This is a genomic window from Bacillus sp. REN3 (assembly GCF_017912555.1).
In the GTDB taxonomy this organism is placed as follows: domain Bacteria; phylum Bacillota; class Bacilli; order Bacillales; family Cytobacillaceae; genus Mesobacillus.
This window is the reverse complement of record NZ_JAERSD010000008.1, coordinates 25439-45738: the sequence shown is the minus strand read 5'-3', so window position 1 is coordinate 45738 and position 20300 is coordinate 25439. Positions and strand designations below refer to the sequence as shown.

At 45.7% G+C, this 20300-nt stretch carries 22 protein-coding genes; 21 read left to right on the top strand and 1 reads right to left on the bottom strand.

All coding sequences use genetic code 11. The features are described 5' to 3' along the window. Positions 1-48: 48 nt before the first annotated feature. From hepT to JJQ88_RS09045, 19 genes are all read left to right on the top strand, one after another. Positions 49-1011, top strand: a complete 963-nt coding sequence (gene hepT, locus JJQ88_RS09135) for a heptaprenyl diphosphate synthase component II (RefSeq protein WP_210365501.1) — start codon at positions 49-51, stop codon at positions 1009-1011. Between the two features lie 91 nt (positions 1012-1102). Next, positions 1103-1549 (top strand): nucleoside-diphosphate kinase, encoded by a 447-nt coding sequence (ndk, locus tag JJQ88_RS09130; RefSeq protein WP_210365499.1) that lies wholly within the window; start codon positions 1103-1105, stop codon positions 1547-1549. A 501-nt stretch (positions 1550-2050) separates the two neighbouring features. After that, complete coding sequence (locus JJQ88_RS09125; RefSeq protein WP_210365497.1) at positions 2051-2824, top strand: CheR family methyltransferase; 774 nt, start codon at positions 2051-2053, stop codon at positions 2822-2824. 239 nt (positions 2825-3063) lie between these two features. Continuing rightward, positions 3064-4236, top strand: a complete 1173-nt coding sequence (gene aroC, locus JJQ88_RS09120; protein ID WP_210365495.1) for a chorismate synthase — start codon at positions 3064-3066, stop codon at positions 4234-4236. A gap of 2 nt (positions 4237-4238) precedes the next feature. Further along, positions 4239-5333: a 3-dehydroquinate synthase gene (gene aroB, locus JJQ88_RS09115; RefSeq protein WP_210365493.1), complete on the top strand. Its 1095-nt coding sequence runs from the start codon at positions 4239-4241 to the stop codon at positions 5331-5333. Further along, positions 5326-5682, top strand: a complete 357-nt coding sequence (gene aroH, locus JJQ88_RS09110; protein WP_210365491.1) for a chorismate mutase — start codon at positions 5326-5328, stop codon at positions 5680-5682. Before aroB ends, aroH begins: the two co-directional genes overlap by 8 nt. Positions 5683-5783: 101 nt before the next feature. Then, positions 5784-6884, top strand: a complete 1101-nt coding sequence (gene hisC / locus JJQ88_RS09105) for a histidinol-phosphate transaminase (RefSeq protein WP_210365489.1) — start codon at positions 5784-5786, stop codon at positions 6882-6884. A gap of 19 nt (positions 6885-6903) precedes the next feature. Further along, the gene (locus tag JJQ88_RS09100) at positions 6904-8010 is read left to right on the top strand and encodes a prephenate dehydrogenase (RefSeq protein WP_210365487.1); all 1107 of its coding nucleotides are present in this window, start codon (positions 6904-6906) and stop codon (positions 8008-8010) included. 16 nt (positions 8011-8026) lie between these two features. After that, complete coding sequence (gene aroA, locus JJQ88_RS09095; RefSeq protein WP_210365485.1) at positions 8027-9313, top strand: 3-phosphoshikimate 1-carboxyvinyltransferase; 1287 nt, start codon at positions 8027-8029, stop codon at positions 9311-9313. 400 nt (positions 9314-9713) lie between these two features. After that, complete coding sequence (locus JJQ88_RS09090; protein WP_210365483.1) at positions 9714-10622, top strand: hypothetical protein; 909 nt, start codon at positions 9714-9716, stop codon at positions 10620-10622. A gap of 25 nt (positions 10623-10647) precedes the next feature. Beyond that, complete coding sequence (locus JJQ88_RS09085; protein WP_210365481.1) at positions 10648-11910, top strand: tetratricopeptide repeat protein; 1263 nt, start codon at positions 10648-10650, stop codon at positions 11908-11910. 41 nt (positions 11911-11951) lie between these two features. Next, positions 11952-12503, top strand: a complete 552-nt coding sequence (locus tag JJQ88_RS09080) for a ReoY family proteolytic degradation factor (RefSeq protein WP_210365479.1) — start codon at positions 11952-11954, stop codon at positions 12501-12503. Positions 12504-12610: 107 nt separating this feature from the next. Beyond that, positions 12611-13072: a YpiF family protein gene (locus tag JJQ88_RS09075; protein WP_210365477.1), complete on the top strand. Its 462-nt coding sequence runs from the start codon at positions 12611-12613 to the stop codon at positions 13070-13072. A 150-nt stretch (positions 13073-13222) separates the two neighbouring features. Continuing rightward, complete coding sequence (locus JJQ88_RS09070) at positions 13223-13729, top strand: QcrA and Rieske domain-containing protein (RefSeq protein WP_210365475.1); 507 nt, start codon at positions 13223-13225, stop codon at positions 13727-13729. Between the two features lie 3 nt (positions 13730-13732). After that, the gene (qcrB, locus tag JJQ88_RS09065) at positions 13733-14407 is read left to right on the top strand and encodes a menaquinol-cytochrome c reductase cytochrome b subunit (protein WP_210365473.1); all 675 of its coding nucleotides are present in this window, start codon (positions 13733-13735) and stop codon (positions 14405-14407) included. 67 nt (positions 14408-14474) lie between these two features. Beyond that, a complete protein-coding gene (locus JJQ88_RS09060) occupies positions 14475-15233 on the top strand; it encodes a menaquinol-cytochrome c reductase cytochrome b/c subunit (RefSeq protein WP_210365471.1) in 759 nt (252 codons plus the stop codon). Between the two features lie 138 nt (positions 15234-15371). Further along, positions 15372-15974 carry a lipoprotein heptaprenylglyceryl N-acetyltransferase LhaT gene (gene lhaT / locus JJQ88_RS09055; protein WP_210365677.1) on the top strand — a complete coding sequence of 201 codons (603 nt, stop codon included), beginning with the start codon at positions 15372-15374 and terminating at the stop codon, positions 15972-15974. A 69-nt stretch (positions 15975-16043) separates the two neighbouring features. Then, a complete protein-coding gene (gene ypjB / locus JJQ88_RS09050; protein ID WP_210365470.1) occupies positions 16044-16838 on the top strand; it encodes a sporulation protein YpjB in 795 nt (264 codons plus the stop codon). Positions 16839-16898: 60 nt separating this feature from the next. Continuing rightward, complete coding sequence (locus JJQ88_RS09045) at positions 16899-17573, top strand: zinc metallopeptidase (RefSeq protein ID WP_210365468.1); 675 nt, start codon at positions 16899-16901, stop codon at positions 17571-17573. Positions 17574-17945: 372 nt separating this feature from the next. Here JJQ88_RS09045 and JJQ88_RS09040 read toward each other — a convergent pair whose 3' ends face one another. Beyond that, positions 17946-18818, bottom strand: a complete 873-nt coding sequence (locus tag JJQ88_RS09040) for a YitT family protein (RefSeq protein ID WP_210365466.1) — start codon at positions 18816-18818, stop codon at positions 17946-17948. 328 nt (positions 18819-19146) lie between these two features. Between JJQ88_RS09040 and JJQ88_RS09035 the strand changes: the two genes are divergently transcribed. After that, entirely contained in the window at positions 19147-19479 is a 333-nt protein-coding gene (locus JJQ88_RS09035; protein ID WP_210365464.1) for a nucleotide pyrophosphohydrolase, read from the top strand. Between the two features lie 13 nt (positions 19480-19492). Further along, on the top strand, positions 19493-20293 hold the full coding sequence (gene dapB, locus JJQ88_RS09030) for a 4-hydroxy-tetrahydrodipicolinate reductase (protein ID WP_210365462.1): 801 nt from the start codon (positions 19493-19495) through the stop codon (positions 20291-20293). Positions 20294-20300 lie beyond the last annotated feature (7 nt).

Here is a 20300-nt window from a genome sequence, read left to right as displayed (position 1 = left end):
ATCCCGGCTGTGTAAGCCTGTGCAGGATTTAAAAGCTTGGTGGATAAAATGAAAATGAAGCTGATGTATACATATTTAAATTCGGATTTGATGATCATCGAAAAAGAGCTCGAGGAAACCATCAATGCAGAATCGCATCTTTTGCGGCAGGCGAGCCTGCATTTACTTAAGGCAGGCGGCAAACGAATACGACCTGTGTTTGTTTTGCTAGGCGGCAAGTTTGGCAACTATGATATCGATGTGATCAAGAATGTAGCCGTATCCCTTGAACTGATCCACATGGCATCCCTAGTCCATGATGATGTGATTGACGATGCAGAGTTGCGCCGGGGGCAGCCGACAATCAAGGCGAAATGGGATAACCGGATCGCAATGTACACAGGGGATTATATTTTTGCCCGTGCGCTGGAACTGATGACAAAGATCCAGAATCCTCTTGCGCACAAAATCCTCTCAGATACAATTGTGGAATTGAGCGTCGGAGAAATAGAGCAAATAAAGGACAAGTACAATTTTGACCAGAACCTGCGCAGATACCTTCTCAGGATAAAAAGGAAGACAGCCCTGCTGATAGCAGCGAGCTGCCAGCTGGGTGCGGTCGTTTCTGGAGTCCCGGAAGAGGATCATCGAAAACTGTATCGTTTCGGCTATTATGTCGGAATGTCGTTTCAAATTACAGATGATATATTGGATTTTACCGGTACAGAAAAAGAACTGGGAAAACCGGCCGGAGGAGATCTTTTACAAGGGAACGTCACACTTCCTGTCCTGTATGCGATGGAGGATGAAAAGGTCCGGAATAAGATCAAAACGGTCCATGAAGGAATGGGAAGAGAAGAGCTTGACGGGATTCTGGCACTTATAAGGGAATCCGGGGCGATAGAAAGATCGATCGCCTTAAGCGACAGATATCTGGACAAAGCACTGGCCATTCTAGAAGAGCTGCCTGCGAACAAAGCGAAGAAATCCTTGAAGGACATCGCCAAATTCATTGGAAAACGAAAGTATTAGCAAGTTGCGAAGTTTTCGAAAAAATGATACTATTTTCAAGGGTTGCTTATGAAAGCGGTTCAATATACATATGATTATAGGAGTGGAACTCATGGAAAAGACGTATTTGATGGTAAAGCCTGATGGAGTACAACGTAACCTGATTGGTGAAATTGTGTCCCGTTTTGAAAAGAAAGGCTTCCAGCTTGTTGGAGCAAAACTGATGAACATCCCTAGGGAACTTGCTGAAGAACATTACGGCGAACACAAGGAGCGTCCGTTCTTTGGTGAATTGGTTGATTTCATTACATCCGGACCAGTTTTTGCAATGGTGTGGCAAGGAGAAAATGTCATCGCGACCGCGCGCCAGATGATGGGGTCAACAAACCCTAAGGATGCTGCGCCAGGAACAATCCGCGGTGATTACGGCATTACAGTCGGCAAGAATGTTATTCATGGCTCAGATTCACCAGAGAGTGCTGAGCGTGAAATCGGCTTGTTCTTCAAAGAGGGAGAAATGGCCGAGTACAGCAAGCTGATGAATGATTGGGTTTATTAAAATGGGAGGGCGCTTTTTTAGAAAGTGCCCTTTTTCTTTTGGAAATAAACAAAATCTGCTTCAAACCAGTTTTCATCTTCGCCTTTGTGTATCCTTGAGAATCTTGCTAGAAGTTTTAGGATTGAACAGCCAGGGGAGCAAGTTGCCCCCGCGGCTCAAGCGCGTCTCGCAGCAGCAAGGGATTCTGTCTGGGGTCCCCAGGCTGGAGAGCCGACTCTTCAAGGTTCGTCTTATATGTGCCGGTGCGGAACGAGGCTCACGCGCTTTTTATTCCTTTTGTTAAAACTTATTGTCTATCTGGGAAAATTCATTGATGAAAAAGTGTGGGATTAGTCGAAAAGGGATTCAACTTTCTTTATGGGCTTTGCCTGCTAAAGGGGTCCCGGCCAAGAGAGGTTGCAAGCCTATCATTTTCTTCCGTTGGCCCCTCTATTTCTTTTCCTTTGAGCCGATATAATGAAAAAGCGATTAAATTTTGCAGTTTTTAGAGGAGTAAACACCATGCAGCTCGATTATGAAAATTTCACCGTAAAGATCCACCAGAAGACAGGAATAAACCTAGCTTTGTACAAGGAAGCGCAAATGAAGAGAAGGCTGACCTCACTCTATCAAAAAAAAGGCTTTTCGTCCTTTTCCGAATTTTTCTCTGCTTTGAACAAAGATACACAGCTGATGAACGAGTTCCTTGATAGGATGACCATCAATGTCTCGGAATTTTACAGGAACGCAAAAAGATGGGAGGTCCTGGAAACAACGATCCTTCCAGAACTGTTGAGCAACACCCCTTATCCAAGAATTTGGAGCGCGGCTTGTTCGACAGGTGAAGAACCCTATACAATTGCGATGCTCCTTTCGCGGCATATTCCTTTGTCCAAATTCCAGATCCTTGCTACAGATATCGATGAGAACGTGCTGGCGAAAGCAAAACTAGGGGTGTATTCCGAGCGCTCACTGACCGAGGTACCAAAAGAGGTCATCGCAAAGCACTTCGACCGTGATGGCGATTACTATAAAGTTTCAGATGAAATTAAAAGGACGGTAACTTTCCGGAAACAGAATCTTTTATCTGATGCTTTTAGCGGTCCATTCGATTTGATTGTTTGCCGGAATGTATTGATCTATTTCACTGAAGAGGCGAAGGATGTCCTTTACCATAAATTCAGTGGTGCATTAAGAACAGGCGGTGTTCTTTTTGTCGGCAGCACCGAGCAGATTTTCAACCCTGGCGCCTATGGACTGGAAACAGCTGATACATTTTTTTATCGCAAAAAGTAAGAGGAGAGCTGGTTTCCGTCCAGGCTCTCTTTTTTCATGCTCATGATGGCGGGGGGCTGGGAATGGAGTTTTTGCTGATCATCCCCCTGCTTTTGCGGCAGTCTGCTTTTCGTGATAAAATAGCTCCATTCTTTGATTGGAAAAACGATATTTCGAAATTATAAATTTATTCCTGTTTTTCCTTGAGTTGATATGATATATTAGAACAAATCCTTTAGTGAGTTGAAGGGGGAAAGTGTATGAGATATTTAACTGCGGGTGAATCACACGGGCCACAATTGACGGCCATTATTGAAGGGATGCCGGCAGGGATGCCGCTTCTTGCTGATGATATAAACGAGGAGCTGTCACGCAGGCAAAAAGGATACGGCAGAGGGCGGAGGATGCAGATTGAGAAAGATATGGTACGCATAACCTCCGGAGTCCGTCATGGAACAACTTTAGGCTCCCCAATTGCCTTAGTTGTCGAAAATAATGACTGGAAGCATTGGACAGGGATTATGGGCCAAGAGCCCCTTGATGAAAGCTCATCAGAAGAAATAAAGCGGAAGATCACAAGACCGCGCCCCGGTCATGCCGACCTGAATGGAGCACTGAAATATGGTCACCGCGATATGAGGAATGTACTTGAAAGGTCTTCAGCAAGGGAGACAACTGTACGGGTAGCGGCGGGGGCAGCGGCAAAAAAACTGCTTTCACTGCTGGGCATTGAACTCGTTGGGCATGTTGTTGAAATTGGCGGGGTAAAAGCAGCAAAAGCCGATTTTTCATCGCTAACAGAATTGAAGGAAGTGACGGAGGTTTCTCCTGTCCGCTGCTTTGATCAATCTGCAGCCGCGAAAATGATGGAAGCCATCGATGAAGCAAAGAAAAATGGAGATTCCATTGGCGGGATTGTCGAAGTCATTGCAGAAGGGATGCCACCCGGTGTCGGCAGTTATGTGCATTATGACCGTAAGCTTGACGCCAGGCTTGCGGCTGCAATCGTCAGCATAAATGCATTCAAAGGGGTGGAAATCGGCATTGGCTTTGAGGCAGCGAGAAAGCCTGGAAGTCTTGTTCATGATGAAATTGCCTGGAACGAGGGTAGTGGATATTATCGCAAATCGAATCGTCTTGGGGGATTTGAGGGCGGGATGACTACCGGGATGCCGATTGTTATCCGGGGTGTCATGAAGCCAATCCCGACCCTTTATAAACCGTTGATGAGTGTTGATATTGAAACAAAAGAGCCTTTCGCAGCAAGCATCGAAAGGTCTGACAGCTGTGCCGTGCCTGCAGCTGCCGTCGTTGCTGAGAATGTTGTTGCCTGGGAATTGGCATCTGCGCTTGTTGAACAATTTTATTCCGATCGCTTCGATGCGCTCAAGGCTTCTATCGATCGCCAGCGAACCAATGCGAGGGAATTTTAAGGATGGACCAAATCGAAATCCGTACAAATCAGAAAACATATCCTGTACTTGTTGGCGAAGGAGTCATAAAGGCGCTTGCAAACCATATTTCCGATTCGGCAAAGGGATACTCTTCAGTCATGGTGATCACCGATGAGACAGTCGCCGGCCTGTATCTTCCTGTGCTTAAACAAAACGCAGGAAGGCAATCCCTTTACGAAAAAATCGTACCGAGTGGTGAAGCAGCAAAGACGTTTTCTGTCTTTTATGATTGCCTGACAGCTGCGCTTGAAAACAAGCTTGACCGTAAGTCCCTGATTATTGCCTTCGGTGGCGGGGCAGTCGGAGACTTGGCGGGTTTTGTTGCCTCTGCCTATATGCGCGGAATCAGGTTCATACAGGTGCCTACAACTATCCTGGCTCATGATAGTGCGGTAGGGGGCAAGGTAGCGATTAACCATCCACTTGGTAAGAACATGATTGGCGCCTTCCACCAGCCTGAGGCCGTGATCTACGACCTTGATTTTTTAAAGTCCCTCCCAGCGAATGAGTTAAGGTCAGGGTTCGCAGAAATTGTCAAGCACGCCTTGATTTCCGGCGAACCGTTTTATAATCGCCTCAAAGAAGAAGTGAAATCGCTGGAGCTCACGGCATTAACAGCAATGGCCGATTATTTGACAGAGGGCATCAAAGTGAAAGGAAGGATTGTCGCTGAGGACGAGCGCGAAACAGGCGTACGGTCCTTTTTGAATTTCGGTCACACGCTTGGGCATGCAATAGAAGCGGAAATTGGATATGGAAAGATAACACACGGTGAGGCTGTCGCAATCGGGATGGTCTTTGCGCTGAGGCTGAGTTGCAGAGTGAATGGCCTTGTTTTTGACTTGGCGGGCTTTGAAAACTGGCTTCACAGTCTTGGCTATCAGGTTTTCCTGCCTGCTGGACTAGAAGCAGACCGACTCGTGGCAAGGATGAAACAGGATAAAAAAGCAGTAAGGGATACCCTTCGTTTTGTTCTGCTGGAAAAGCTGGGGACACCTCTCCTGGCTGAAGTCGACGAGCAAGAATTGATCGATGCTCTAAATGGATTCAAGAAAGGGGGGGAGACGTTTGATTAGAGGAATAAGAGGAGCCATTACCGTAAAGGAAAATAATGAAAGAGAAATCGTCTCAGCAGCTGAAAAGCTGATCAGGGAAATGATAAGAGCTAACAATATTGAGGCGGGTTATGTAGCCTCGGTTTTCTTTTCGGCAACAGAAGATCTCACAGCGGCTTTTCCTGCAAAAGCATTGAGGAATATAGATGGCTGGACCTATGTTCCGGTAATGTGCATGGCGGAAATCCCTGTCCCTTCCTCCCTGAAAATGTGCGTTCGGGTGATGATCCACCTCAATACAGATACTGCCCAGGAAGAGATTGAGCATATATACATGGAAGGAACGAAAAAGCTGAGGCCTGATTTATAATTTATACTTTATCCAAATGCTAAAAAGGAGTATGATAAATGCAAATTACTTCATCGCTTTAATTTGATGATGAAGCAAAGAGTATTGAAGAGGTGGATAAGATGAAATGGAAAAAGCAGCTTTTGAATTTAAAACCTTACCAGCCTGGTAAGTCAATTGAAGAGGTAAAAAAGCAGTACGGATTATCCGATATCGTGAAATTAGCTTCTAACGAGAATCCATTTGGTTCATCAAATAGGGTTGTTGAAGAACTAAGGAGCCGAACCAGCCGGCACTCCGTCTATCCAGATGGCTATGCGGCGAACCTGCGCGCTAAGCTGGCAGGCCACCTTTCAGTAAAACCAGAGCAGATCATCTTCGGAAACGGTTCGGATGAAATCATTCAAATGATCGCACGTGGCTTGCTGTCACCCTATACTAATTCCGTCATGGCTGCTCCAACTTTCCCTCAGTATAAGCATAATTCTGTCATCGAGGGCAGTGAAGCGAGGGAAGTCCCTTTAAAAGACGGAGCTCATGACCTTGAGGGCATGCTTGCGGCAATCGATGGGAATACTGCCGTTGTTTGGCTTTGTTCTCCGAATAATCCAACAGGGATCTATATCAATAACGAAGACCTGATCAGCTTTCTTTCCCGGGTACCGGATGATGTTCTGGTCGTGCTTGACGAGGCTTACTATGAATATGTGGAAGCCGATGATTTTCATGAATCGACAGATTTGCTCCAGAAATACAAAAATCTGATTATCTTAAGGACTTTTTCCAAGATATACGGACTCGCCAGTTTCCGGGTAGGATACGGAATCGCGCATGAAGAGACGATCGCTGCCCTTGAGCCAGTCAGGGAGCCGTTCAATGTCAACAGTCTCGCCCAGGCTGCCGCAGCTGCGGCTCTCGGGGACCAGGAGTTCATCCAATGGTGCAAGCAGGAAAACCGGGCGGGACTGGAGCAGTTCTATCAATTTTGCGATGAGTACGGGTTGGATTATTACCCTTCTCAGGGAAACTTCATACTGATTGATTTTGCTGCAGATGGCCAGGAGGTTTTCCAATTCCTGCTTGAACGGGGGTATATCGTGCGTTCAGGTAAAGCTTTAGGATTCCCTGCTTGTGTCAGGATCACGATTGGCACTAGGGAACAGAATGCGGGAATTATAGAAAAAATAAAAGAATATTTGCAGGTGAGCGCTGCAATTTCTTGAATAAAGGCGTTGATTTGATTTGAATGGCCAAGTTTTCATCATTGGAATGGGGCTGATTGGCGGTTCCCTAGCTTTATGCATCAAGGAGGAACACCCTGAGGCGAAAGTTGCGGGTTTTGATGTAGAAGAACACCAGCTGAACCTTGCTTTGAGGCTCGGGATCATCGACGAACTGGCGGCAACCCTTGAAGAAGGAGCGCGTGAAGCGGATTTGATCATCATTGCTGCACCTGTGGCAAGTTCTGCAAAGATTCTGAAGCGGCTTGCAGAAATCCCTATGAAAAAGAATGTGATTGTTACTGATACGGGAAGCACCAAGGGATTTATCACGGATGAAGCTTCCTGCCTAACAGAAAAAGGCATCGATTTTGTTGGCGGGCATCCGATGGCAGGATCCCATAAAAGCGGTGTCGCTGCTGCAAAAAAAATCCTGTTTGAAAATGCATTTTATTTGCTCACACCGGCTAAAGGCACAAAACAGCAAGCTATCACCCAATTGAAAAGCTGGCTGGAAGGGACGAAAGCCAGATTCCTGGAAGTATCGGGGGAAGAACATGATTATCTCACAGGAGTCATCAGCCATTTCCCTCACATTATCGCAGCGTCTCTTGTCCATCAGGCGAAAAAGGCCGAGAGGGGAAATGAATTAGTGTCTAGGCTCGCTGCAGGCGGTTTCAGGGATATTACGAGGATCGCTTCAAGTAGTCCGAAAATGTGGAGGGATATCCTGCTCCATAACAGTGGTATCCTACTTTCCCTGCTCGAGGATTGGCAGGCTGAAATGGCAAAGGTATCAAAGCTTCTTAGGGAAGAGGATGGGGAAGAAATCTATGAATATTTCAAGACAGCAAAAGATTTCAGGGATGGCCTGCCTGTGAACGATAAGGGAGCCATCCCCAGCTTTTATGATTTATTCGTCGATGTCCCCGATTACCCTGGCGTCATTTCCGAAATAACCGGCTATCTTGCCGAGGAAAGGATCAGTATCACAAATATACGAATCCTGGAAACGCGCGAAGAAATATACGGAGTACTCGTCATCAGCTTCCAGACACCGGAGGACCGCAAGCGGGCGATTGATTGCATTGAAAAAAAAACCGACTACGGCACATCGATCGGAGAGTAGGATGAAGGAGCTAACAATGTCAGAAAAAAAACTAATGATCAATTCAAAGTCATTGAACGGGGAAATCACGGTGCCAGGAGACAAATCGATCTCCCATCGTGCAGTCATGTTTGGAGCAATATCAAAGGGCGTCACAAAGATTGAAAACTTCCTTCCTGGCGCCGACTGCCTGAGTACGATTGCCTGCTTCCGTAGCCTAGGTATTGATATCGAGCAAGAAGGCAGCCGTGTGGAAATATCGGGCCGGGGAATCGCGGGGCTGCAAAAGCCTGCCGGGATTCTGGATGTTGGCAACTCTGGCACGACGATCAGGCTAATGATAGGCATATTAGCCGGTATGCCTTTTGAGAGCACCATCCAAGGGGATGATTCAATCGCAAAAAGGCCGATGACAAGGGTCACTGCCCCTTTATCAAAAATGGGTGCGCAAATTTCAGGGAGGAACGGCGGGGAATACACGCCGCTCACTATCAAAGGAGCGAAGCTAAGGGGTATTACCTATGAACTGCCTCTAGCGAGCGCTCAGGTGAAATCAGCCATCCTGCTTGCAGGATTGCAGGCGGAAGGCAGGACGACAGTCATTGAACCTGTCAAATCGAGGAACCATACTGAACAGATGATCAGACAGTTCGGAGGCATGATCAAACAGGATGGAAATAGCATTGTAATTGAAGGCGGACAGGAATTGGCAGGGACGAACATCTCTGTGCCGGGAGATATTTCATCTGCCGCTTTTTTCCTTGTTGCCGGGGCAATCATTCCGGGAAGCGAAATTTTACTTAGAAATGTTGGTTTGAATCCTACGCGCACCGGCATACTTGATGTCTTGAAGGCAATGGGGGCAAACATAGCCGTTGAGCCGTATGATTCCGATTCATCTGAGCCTGCTGGGGATATCAGGGTCAGTCATTCAAAGCTGCGCGGAACCGTCATTGAAGGAGAACTGGTACCGAGGCTGATAGACGAGATACCCGTCATTGCCCTTCTTGCTGCACAAGCGGAAGGCAAGACAGTGATCAAGGATGCAGCGGAATTGAAAGTGAAAGAAACAAACAGGATTGACACAGTCGTCAATGAACTGAAAAAGCTAGGGGCAAGGATCGAAGCGACAAGTGACGGCATGGTCATCCACGGCAAAACAACCCTAACCGGCGGCAGGGTTTCTGCGCACGGTGACCATAGAATCGGCATGATGCTGTCCGTAGCCGCACTGCTGTGCAGTGAAGATGTTTACCTGCAGGATAGTGAATCCGTGGCAGTATCCTATCCACGGTTCTTTGAAGATTTATATTCATTAGCGTGAACAGAACCCTTCCAGTTAGATCTGGAAGGGTTTTTTCTTGTGAGATAAAAAGTATAAAGTCCACCTCGGGAAATGTCGAGACCCACCGCCTAGCCGGTTTTCATCCATGTATTGACTTCATTTAATATCCTAAGGGAATCTTTCGCTTTGCATAGCTAGGGTCAAAAGCAGTACCGAAGTATTTTGGGGAGCAAGTTTCTTTTCTGCTTACCGAAGACTACAAGTAAACCTATTCAGGCCAGCAGCCTGGCTATGCAAAAAAACTGGCTTCTCTCGGTCCGTCCCGTCCCAGTCGGGGCTGACCAGGGTGCGTGGGCGTTTCTTATTGTTTTTTCTCCAGGCTGTTATATTCCCCTGGAACAAGCATAGTTTGTCATAAGACCGAAAAAGGAGTGGTTTTATGGCCTACATTATCGAGAACGCGAATCTTGTAAAAGGACAAGCCCGGTCAGTCACTAGCCTGCTTGTGGAGGCCGGTAAGATTGTCGCTGCGAATCCCTCATTCAGCAGGTATAAATTTATGCGGATGGTTGCAAGTGATTATTTTATGTCGCCTGTACATGTACTCCTGGATTCCAACTTGCCCTTGAACCAGCCATTCCATGAGCGGAAGGATTATTATATCAAGAATTTCATCTTGAAGGGCAGTACTGCTGTATTGACAAGTATTAAAATCCTGTCCGTAAGGGAGCTTGAGATGAGGGTCAAGCAGGCAAGGAGCTCTCTATCTGATTGTCCTGTGGACTATATCATTGGCATAAGGTTCAGTTCAAGCCTACTTGATCCTGCATTGATCAGGAAATGCAAGCGGGAAAAGATCCCAGCACTTTTCATCGAGATCGAAAGTGCGGACGAGCTTTACAGGATTCCCTGGGGTTGGATCAAGGAGGCATTGTTCCCTTATAACTGCCCCCTGATTCCGGTGTTTCCAGAATGCGGTAACAGAAAGGAGAGGCAAAGACGGATAGATGCGTGGAAAGAGCTGATTGAGAGGACGAATGTTACTGCGTTATCCGAAGAATTGCCCGAGCGATATCCTTTATCGGGGAAAGCGCTGAAGAAAACGGGTATCTTTCCTTTAAAAGCCAGCTTGCACAATGGCAGCGAATTAAGTTACAATTTTTACCGCAAAAGAGCTGGGTTCGATGAAGTCGTTGACATGGATCTTTACTTTGACCATTCGCATGATCTTTTGGTGACAGTCCATAAAGGAAAAGTGATCCGGGCTGGAAGCGATGTTTATTATCGTCCTGGCAGCGGTGAGGATGTTATAATTAAAACACCAGGATATTTTTCTGATCCGGATTGAAAGAAAATAGATAGGATGGAGATAGATGGCTAGCGTAAATGAAATAGTTGGGTATATTGAAAATGGTGAGCTGGACAAAGCGATGTCAGCATATAAGGATATATTGGCAAAGGGAAGCGATGAGGATAAATTCCTGCTGTCGGAAGAATTGTTCCATTTCGGCTTTCTTGAAGAAACTGACGCATTACTTTCAAGCCTGTTGGAAGACTACCCTCATGAAGGCGAACTACAGGTACTTCTAGCTGAAACAAAGATTGAACTCGGAAAAGAAGAAGAAGCGATCCTATTACTGGAAAAGGTAACAAGAGAGGACCCTGCCTTCCCGCAGGGCCTCCTCTTGCTCGCTGACTTATACCAGATGGATGGACTCTATGAAGTAAGCGAGAAAAAACTCCTTGACGCAAAAGCGCTTTTGCCTGAAGAAGCAGTCATTGATTTTGCCCTTGCTGAATTATATGCTCATCAGGGCAAGCTGATCGAAGCTGTGAAGTTCTATGGGAAAGTGCTTGAATCCAGTGATGAAATCGGCGGAGTGAATATCAGCCAGAGAATGGCTGAGGCATTGAGTGCAGGTGGGTCCTTTGAAGAAGCACTTGAATTCTACAGCAAAGCACTTGATCAAAAATTGGAAATCAACACGCTGTTTGGATTTGCATTCACAGCATTGCAGGCTGGCCATAATAAAACAGCCATCGAGAAATTCGAAGAGCTAAAAGCGCTTGATCCGGAATACCACTCTATGTATTTGTATCTTGCAAAGGCATATGAGCGGGAAGAATTGATTAGAGAGGCTTTTGAAACAGTCATCCAGGGAATCGAACAGGATAACTTCAACAAGGATTTATTTTTCTATGGCGGCAAACTGGCGCTGAAACTCCCGGATGAAACAGAAGCAGAGAGGTTGATGCGTGAAGCGATTGCCCTCGACCCTGGCTTCACAGAAGGTGTCTTGCTCCTTAATAAGCTTTTGTTGAAGCAGGAGCGTTATGAAGCTGTTATCGAACTTATCCGCGCGGCAGAATTTGACGGAGCGGAGGAGCCCCAGCTGCTTTGGGATGAGGCCGTCGCCTTGCAGGAGACAGAAGAGTTTTCGCAGGCATTAAATAAATACCAACAGGCATATACTTTCTTTAAAGACAACAAAGAATTTTTGACGGACTATGGATATTTTTTAATTGAAGAAGGAAAAATGGCCGAGGCTGCCGAAGTTTTTAGTAAGTTAATGAAAAAAGAACCTGGCAATGAAGAGTTCCGGGATCTGCTGGAAAGGTTAACGGACGATCAGTAAATCCCAACAAAAATTTTGTTTTGCAGAGGAGGGATTCAAAAATGACAACCCCTGTATCTGTCAATGAGAAAAAGGATTTTATCCGCTGGTTTTTGAACCATTATCAGCTGAAAAGGCGGGAATGTGTTTGGATCCTTAACTATTTGATGAGTCATGACCAGCTGATGGAGAAAGTGCATTTTGTGGAAAACGCCCAGTATTGTCCACGTGGATTGATCATGTCCACCCACTGTGTCGATGAAGTACCTTTCCGTTTTTTCAAGGAAAATGTGATGACGACAGATGCAGAAAAGTCGTTCCATGACATCCGTTTGAACAGGGAGGAAGAAATCTATATCCAGCTTAACTTCCATGCTTCGAACAAAGCACATCAGTTTGCTGCGGTACTTGAAGAGAATCCGTATATGCCGGGCCAGCTGCAAATAAGTGAAAGCGACAAAATCGTAGCGGAACGGTTTTTGGAGGAGAGTATCCATCGATTCCATAAAGAGAAGCTGATGAACTTGATTGACGAGGCACTGGACAGCCAGGACCAGGAAGCTTTCGCCAAACTTACAGAACAATTGAAAAAATTAGGTACAGTCAATTCATGATGCCTTGCTTTTTAAAAGCAGGCTTTTTATTTTGCGCGGATTATGTTGGGAACAGGCAATCGGTAATGATATGATAGTAAAGATTATTTGATAATGGAGTTGGTATGATGAAATGGATAGCGGCAGACATTGAAATGTATGAGAAAGCAGCGGAGTATGTGGATACAGCGATAATCCCACTTTTTCCAATCTCCTTTGATGATGATATGAAGGGATTTGCAGGCATGGCCGAATTTGCTTCCTTGCTTACAACTCAGCTGGAAAAACAATTCAAAGGGCGGATTTTCCTGTTGCCCGGTTTCTCCTACATAAGGGACAATCCAAACAATCTTCATGCTTTACAGGGTTGGGAAAATTCTTTGCTTGACAAACAATTCAAGTATATCTTCCATATTACCTGTGACAGCAGCTGGAAACAGCATGAGAAAGACCTGGCAGGCTCTTTGATCTGGATTCCGTCTTTGCCCTTAGAGCACATGCAGGAGCAGCAAAAGATTTCGATTGTAGAAGACCAGGTAAAGCAGTTGCTGGGCCTATTCACCCAGAAGTGGCACGAAGTTAAGGAATGATGTTAGTTTTATCATTGCAAAAAATGTTTTCAACATAGTATTATATTGATTTTGTCTGAAGATTGATATATCATGGTTATGTCCTAGTTTTAAAATGTGTTTAATTTATGTCCGTTGGGGACTTAACTTGGGAATAGAGGGGGGAAAAGCGTGAGCAAGCATCGTGTTTCAAGACGTCAATTCTTGAACTATACTCTTACAGGTGTAGGCGGTTTCATGGCAGCAGGGATGCTGATGCCAATGGTTCGTTTTGCCGTCGATCCTGTGCTGAAAGGCGAAGACGCGGGAGACTTTGTCGCGACTAAGCTCAAAGTCGCAGATATTACGAAAGAACCGCAGCGTGTTGACTTTACATTCACACAAAAAGATGCGTGGTATGAATCCGAAGAAACAGGTACAGCATGGGTTTTCAAGGATGAGGAAGGGAAAATTGTGGCTCTTTCTCCTGTGTGTAAGCACCTTGGATGTGTTGTAGGCTGGAACACGGATAAAAAGAATCCTAACATGTTCTTCTGTCCTTGCCACTATGGCCTTTATGAAAAGGATGGAACAAACGTGCCTGGCACACCGCCATTGGCGCCGCTTGATGTTTATCCAACAAAGGAAAAAGATGGGCTGCTGTATTTAGGAAAAGCCGAACCACGGAAGGAGGCGTAATCATTGTTAAACAAAATTTACGATTGGGTAGATGAACGTTTAGATATTACGCCTTTGTGGCGCGATATCGCAGACCATGAAGTACCTGAGCACGTTAACCCTGCGCATCACTTTTCTGCGTTCGTGTACTGCTTCGGGGGTCTGACATTCTTCATCACAGTCATACAGATTCTCTCCGGAATGTTCCTGACGATGTATTATGTTCCGGATATCAAAAATGCGTGGCAATCTGTCTACTATCTTCAAAACCAGGTTGCTTTTGGACAAATCGTCCGTGGCATGCACCACTGGGGAGCAAGTCTTGTAATCGTCATGATGTTCTTACATACACTTCGAGTGTTTTTCCAGGGCGCTTATAAGAAACCGCGTGAACTGAACTGGATTGTCGGAGTACTTATTTTCTTCGTCATGCTTGGATTGGGTTTGACTGGATATTTGCTTCCTTGGGATATGAAAGCGTTATTCGCTACGAAAGTTACCCTGCAAATCGCTGAAGCAGTTCCTTTGATTGGGCCTTATGTCAAAACGCTGCTTTCCGGTCACTCAACAATTGTTGGAGCGCAGACTTTGACGAGATTCTTTGCGATTCACGTCTTCTTCCTGCCAGGAGCGCTTCTTGGCTTGATGGGCGCGCACTTCATCATGATCCGTAAGCAAGGTATTTCAGGTCCATTGTAAAATCATCAATAAGTTGAGCGGTTAAATTTCCGTTCAACGATACGGAAAAAAAGGAGGGGATTGCTCGATGCATCGTGGTAAAGGTATGAAGTTCGTTGGGGACTCTCGGGTTCCGGCTGAACGAAAGCCTAACATTCCGAAAGACTACTCGGAATACCCTGGTAAAACGGAAGCGTTTTGGCCAAACTTCCTGTTGAAAGAATGGTTGGTTGGAGCGGTTTTCCTGATTGGATACTTGAGCCTGACAATTGCTCATCCGTCTCCGCTTGAAAGGATTGCCGATCCTACGGACACAGGTTACATTCCGCTGCCAGACTGGTATTTCTTATTCTTATATCAATTGCTTAAATATTCATATGCTTCAGGTCCTTATACAGTAATTGGAGCAATGGTCATCCCGGGGCTTGCTTTCGGTGCCCTGTTGCTCGCTCCATTCATTGACCGCGGCCCTGAACGGCGTCCGTCAAGACGTCCGCTTGCGACAGGTTTCATGCTTTTGGCAGTTGCTTCCGTTTTTTATTTGACATGGGAATCAGTTGCGACACACGACTGGGAAGCTGCCAAGAAGCAAGGCGAGATTTCTGACGTTCAGATTGACAAGAACTCAGATGGGTACAAGATTGCCCAGGCACAAACCTGCACTTCATGCCATGGCGGCGAACTTGCCGGCGGGGCAGCTGCGCCAAGCCTGGTTGATTCAAAAATGTCAGCAGACGAAATCGCCGACGTTGCCAAGAATGGTAAGGGCAGCATGCCCGCAGTCTTCAAAGGGACTGACGAAGAGCTAAAAACACTTTCCGAGTTCATTGACAACTTGAGCAAGTAACATTGAACCAGAGCCTGCAAGGTCACTTGCAGGCTCTTTTTCCGGATGGCCATGCATAAAGGATTGAAGTGTGTTTGTTTTTGATCCTTTTTATTGCCATACTAGTGATAGAAGATTTTCGATTGGAGAAAAAAGATGATTAAAAGAATCTATCCTATTTTAGGGAATCGCTCAGTTCTTTGGCTGCTCTTTTGGGTGAATGTATTGGGAACAGCCTATGGCTACTATTGGTACCGATACCAGCTTGCTGACACTCCTCCCATATTTCTGCTGTTCGTTCCTGACAGCCCGACAGCAAGCTTGTTTTTCGTATTTGTTCTTGCTGCCTTCTTGTTGGGTAAAAACTGGCCGTTGATGGAAGCGCTGGCGATTGTCAGCCTGTTCAAATACGGGATATGGGCTGTGGTGATGAATCTGCTCGTCTATTTTGTTTCTGGCCATCTTGATTTAATAGGCTTGATGTTGATGGGCTCCCATTTTGCGATGGCGCTTGAAGGCGTGCTATATGCTCCGTTCTACCGCATGAAGGGATGGCATTTGGCTGTAGCGGCAATCGTTGTCCTCCACAACGAAATCATTGACTATGTGTTCAAGATGATGCCAAGGTACCATACGCTCGATTCCTATATGAATGAAATTGGTTATTTTACATTCTGGCTGAGCATTCTTTCGATTGGAATCGCCTATTACTTCGGTATGCGCCGGAACCGATTGACACTGACCATGAAAACGTTTAGGTAGTCAACAAATTATGGTCTATCCTTGTCCACTCTCTCATACATATTAATAGTATTTAGAGGGGGGACAGGAATGAAAGCAAAATATCTCTTTTTATTTTCGGTGCTGCTCTTGTTTGCGCCTTTCACAGCATATGCAGAACAAACGTCACCTGTTGAAAGACTGGACCAAATTTCTGATGAGGCCTTGCAAATGGTGAAGCTGCAACGGTATGATGATGCCAATAGGCTGCTGAGGCATTTTTCAGAGGAGTTTCTTGCCGCTACAGGCAGTGGCAAACCTTTTTCAATGGATGAACTCAGGATTATCACAGTGGCCCATGATGAAGCAGTGACAGCTGCTGCAAGTCCTGATATGGGATATGCTGAACGGATGAATCGGGTTACAAAGTTCAGGCTGGTCATCGATGCGATTGCTTCCACCAACCAGCCCTTATGGACAGAGATGGAAGGACCGATCATGACAGTATTCAGTGATGTGAGAAAAGCTGCATATGATGGGAATAACGACCGCTTCCATACTAGCCTGAACACTTTCTTGTCCCTTTATAATATGATCCATCCCAGCATGAAAATTGATATAACTCCAGAAAGGATCCAGAAAATAGATGCCAAAGTCAACTTCATCGACCACTATCGGCCTCATGTTCTTTCTGAACCCTCGAGCCAGGCTGAACTGGAATTGCTCGAAGCTGATCTTCAAACACTATTTGATGAAATGGCAGAGGATGAAGCGGACCCATCATTGTGGTGGGTGATGATTTCGACTGGAAGCATCATTGTCCTTACATTATCTTATGTTGGCTGGAGAAAATATATCGGAGACAGGGAAAAGGCTAAGAACATCCAAAAAGAGCGGAAAAATTGACACCCATCAACAGGGTCATTAAAATATAACTAACAACTAGAGCTGTTAGGAGGTTCTTAATTGTATCTAATATACTTTGCGATTATAATTTTAATCCCTCTTTGGGCCCAATTCAGGGTTAAAGGGACTTACAAGAAATATTCACAGGTTGCTTCTTCATCCAGGATGGCTGGAGCCGAAGTCGCCCGTAAAATCCTTGATGACAACGGTTTATACAATGTCGGGGTCGAAGAAACACAAGGTTATTTAAGCGACCACTATGATCCACGATCCAAAGTGGTCCGCCTGTCTACTGAAAACTTCCATGGACATTCGGTCGCAGCAGCTGCCATCGCTGCCCATGAAGTAGGACATGCCATCCAGGATGCCCAGGATTATGCATTCCTCCGTTTCCGCCATGCCCTTGTGCCGGTGGCAAACCTTGGTTCCAACTTTTCCTGGATCCTGATTATGATTGGAATCCTGGCGAACCTCACTGGAATGCTGCTGCTCGGTATCATTTTCATGGCGGCTGCAGTTGTCTTCCAGATCATCACACTGCCTGTCGAATTCAATGCATCTAACCGGGCAATGGATTTGGTAGTGTCGAATGGGATCATCCGGAATGACGAGGAAAGGGAAACAAGGAAGGTACTGAGTGCTGCCGCGTTGACATATGTAGCGGCTGCAGCGGTTGCGGTCCTCGAGCTTGTCCGCCTTGTGTTGATCTACACTGGCATGACAAGAGAGGAATAGGGAAAAAAAAGGTGTACAAACTCCTTGCTGAATCATATTTGTTTAAAAAACGCTGTTCTCAACAGCGTTTTTTTGTTTGCGGTTGTAAGTTAAATGGGATGGAAACGGACATGGATTATATGGTTAAATCCCGAAGTGTTGGCAGCACACAATGAAGGGGAGGAGTGATTTAAAAGGAAGCGGGCCGTACGGACTAGCGGCAGCACCCGTAAGGAAAATCACCCTCTGTTTCGTGTCCCCTAATGCAGGGTTACGCTTATGGTTTAGGCGGAGTTTGGCAGTCCGGGAGGGAACAGAGGCTACTTAAGAATATGAAAAAACGCGGATCCAGTCAGCGGACCCACGCATTGGCGTTACACTTCCGATTCTGTTTTACCTTTCTAGCGGAAGTTTGTTTTCATCAAGTGTGAAGCCCTCTCCTAAGACGTCATGGACAACTGTCACAGAAACGAAAGCGTGGGGGTCTACTGCGGTGATAACGTTCTTCAGCTTGACAATTTCATTTTTGGCTACAACGCAATATAAAACATTGCGCTCCATTTTTGTGTAGGAGCCTATTGCTTTCAGGCTAGTGACACCCCTGTCCATTTCCTCCATGATTTTTGCAGCAATTTCTTCATTCTTCTCAGAAATGATCATTGCTCCTCTCGCTGCATAGGCACCTTCCTGCATGAAGTCAATCACCCTGGCACCGATGAAAACGACGACGAGAGTGTACATCGCTTCCCGATAATCCAGATAAGTAAGAAGCGACAAAGTAATGACAGCGAAATCGAACATGAACATCGTCCGTCCCATCGTCCACCCCATGTATTTATGGGCAAGACGGGCAATGATATCGACACCCCCTGTTGTGCCTCCAAAACGGAAGATGATGCCAAGCCCGCTACCAATGAAAACACCAGCGAACAGTGCGGCTAAAAACAAATCCTCATACAATGGCATATCGATTTGATATTTTTGGAAAATCCCTAAAAAGATCGATACCCCTACCGTCCCGATAATCGTATAAATAAAAACATTGCGGCCAAGCAGTTTCCAGCCTATAAAGAATAACGGAAGATTGAGAAGCAGGTTGGTAATGGAAGGAGACCAGCCGAAAACAAAATAGAGAAGAAGCGTTATTCCGGTGAATCCGCCTTCAGCCAGGTTGTTCTGGATATTGAAGTGGACTAGGCCAAATGAAAAAATGGCTGCACCGAGCAGGATGAATAGGATGTTTTTTAGTTTTAACCCATACAGCAAAGCGATTCCTCCCATTAAAAGAAGACGATTTCTTTTTCTTTATCGATTTAAATAGACAGGAAACGTAAACAATGTTGTGAAAGGGAGAAGAACTGACACCTGCTTTGTTTGGATTTCCAGAAAAGCATTCATGTTTTCCCTGTAATCAACAATGTTCGTCAACAGAGTTATTATATAAAATAAAGGCCGCCAGGGCAATGCTAATTGATAACGGCTTGAAGGGAGCAGCCAATGCGATACTGAAGAAATAAAAAATATTTGTCAAAGGCAGTCCATTAAGCTAACATCGAAAGAGAATAGTATACATACCAGGTTGGGGTGAAGTAGTTTGGTCAAGAATAAAACGGTGAAAGATCTCCAGCAAGAAGTTGACTCTTATATAAGCCAATTCAAGGAAGGATACTTCAGCCCTCTGGCAATGCTCGCCAGGATGACTGAAGAGCTGGGTGAACTTGCACGCGAAGTGAACCATTTTTATGGAGAAAAACCAAAAAAACATGATGAGGATGAAAAGACAATCGAAGAGGAGCTTGGGGATATGCTCTTCGTCCTTATTTGCATGGCCAATTCATTGGACATTGATTTAGAGACGGCCCATAACAGGGTGATGGATAAATTCAATACCAGGGATAAAGATCGCTGGACAAGGAAAGACAGCTAAAGGAGAGCGAAATATGGAAAAAGTGAGAATTATTGTTGCGGGGCCACGCGGCAGAATGGGAAGAGAAGCCGTGCATCTAGTGCTGAATACGGATCAGTATGAACTTGCCGCGGTTGTGGACAGGAAACATGGAGGAATGAAAGTAGGAGAGCTGGAGGGTTTTCCCGATTCGGAGGCATTAGTGTATACAGATTTGGAAAAATGCCTGCAAGAAGTAAGGCCGGATGTCCTTATTGATTTAACAACACCTGAAGTTGGAATGTTCCATACAAAGACAGCCCTGGACTATAAGGTTCGCCCGGTAGTTGGAACGACTGGATTTTCCAAGGGAGACCTTGAGGAGCTTGAGAGGCTGTGTTCTGAAAGGGAAACTGGCTGCATCATCGCCCCGAACTTTGCTATTGGTGCGGTATTGATGATGAAATTTTCAAAAATGGCTGCCAGGTACTTCAAAGATGTGGAAATCATTGAGCTTCACCATGACCGGAAGCTCGATGCCCCTTCAGGAACAGCAGTAAAGACCGCACAAATGATTTCAGAAGTCAGAGAGGCAAAAAAACAGGGACACCCGGATGAAAAGGAAACAATGGATGGAGCGCGGGGAGCAAACTACGGAGGAATGCACATCCATTCTGTAAGGCTGCCAGGCTTGATTGCCCACCAGCAAGTGATGTTTGGCGCAGATGGCCAGACACTTACCATCCGCCATGACTCATATAATCGCACTTCGTTCATGTCAGGTGTAAAGCTGGCTGTGGATACGGTCATGAAAATGGATGGATTTGTTTATGGATTGGAAAATATCATTGAATAGTGGTGAA